The sequence below is a fragment of the Massilia sp. TWP1-3-3 genome (assembly GCF_049897805.1).
Taxonomy (GTDB): Bacteria; Pseudomonadota; Gammaproteobacteria; order Burkholderiales; family Burkholderiaceae_D; genus Telluria_A.
In genome coordinates this window covers 1-815 of the sequence record NZ_JAFCWX010000127.1, presented here as the reverse complement: position 1 = coordinate 815, position 815 = coordinate 1, and the positions used below count along the sequence as shown (strand labels likewise).

Here is an 815-nt window from a genome sequence, read left to right as displayed (position 1 = left end):
GCAGGCACAGCTGTGGCGGCCGGTTGCGATGACGCTCAGAACAGGTCGGGCTCGTCTTCGCGTTTCTTGTCATCTACCCCGTTGACGCTCACCATGCACACCCGATCAGCATGGTGGTTGAGGATCTGGGCGTAGTAGGTCGCCTCGAAGCGGTGATACAGCTGTACCAGCACATCAGCCACGGCGGCGGCGGCTTCGTCTGACAGCTCCGGCAACTCGATCTCCAGCGTGACAGTTGGCCGCCGAGACCTGCGCGGCGTCGGACTCATTTTCTTCTTCATCATGATCAACCCTTAGGCGTGGCCGCGGCTATTGCGGCGTGTCGAATTGGTGGCGGAACTGGGCGCGGCGAACACGTCCAGATACAACTTGTCGTCCAGACTGGGCAGTTGACGCTGCGCCGCCACAGCCAGCAATTGCGCCGCCATATTGGTCATCACGCGATAGTTGCCGCCGGCGCGTTCACACAGCGTGTGCTTGAGTGTCGCGCTCATTAACGTGGCGGCCCCGGCGCTGTCGAGCAGATGATTCAGGCAGGCACTCAACTCTTCCCGTGACGCGTAGTCCAAGGTCAGCCGGGCCCGGATGCGCGTGCCCAGCGGCAGCAATTCATCGCGCGCCAGGGCATCGGACAGGCGTCCATCCCCGGCCAGAATGACGGCCAGCAAGGGCTGCGAGTCGAAGCGTGCCGACGCCAGCAGCCGCAACTCAAGCAATGTCTTTGGGCTCATTTCCTGGGCTTCGTCGATCAGCAGGCAGCTGCGCACGCGGGTCGCCGCAAGGTGGCTGACCCAGCGCTCACGCAAGGTCTTGAA

General features: G+C 62.9%; 2 protein-coding genes. Both read right to left on the bottom strand.

What is annotated here, in order from left to right; genetic code table 11:
* Window positions 1–35: 35 nt before the first annotated feature.
* Complete coding sequence (locus ACP7D4_RS28155) at window positions 36–284, bottom strand: hypothetical protein (RefSeq protein ID WP_426107939.1); 249 nt, start codon at window positions 282–284, stop codon at window positions 36–38.
* Between the two features lie 9 nt (window positions 285–293).
* On the bottom strand, window positions 294–815 hold a 522-nt coding region (locus ACP7D4_RS28150), incomplete at its 5' end, for an AAA family ATPase (RefSeq protein WP_426212737.1).

Coding starts and splice junctions, on each gene's coding strand:
- ACP7D4_RS28155 (WP_426107939.1), bottom strand. CDS start 284: ATGATGAAGAAGAAAATGAGTCCGACGCCGCGCAGGTCTCGGCGGCCA.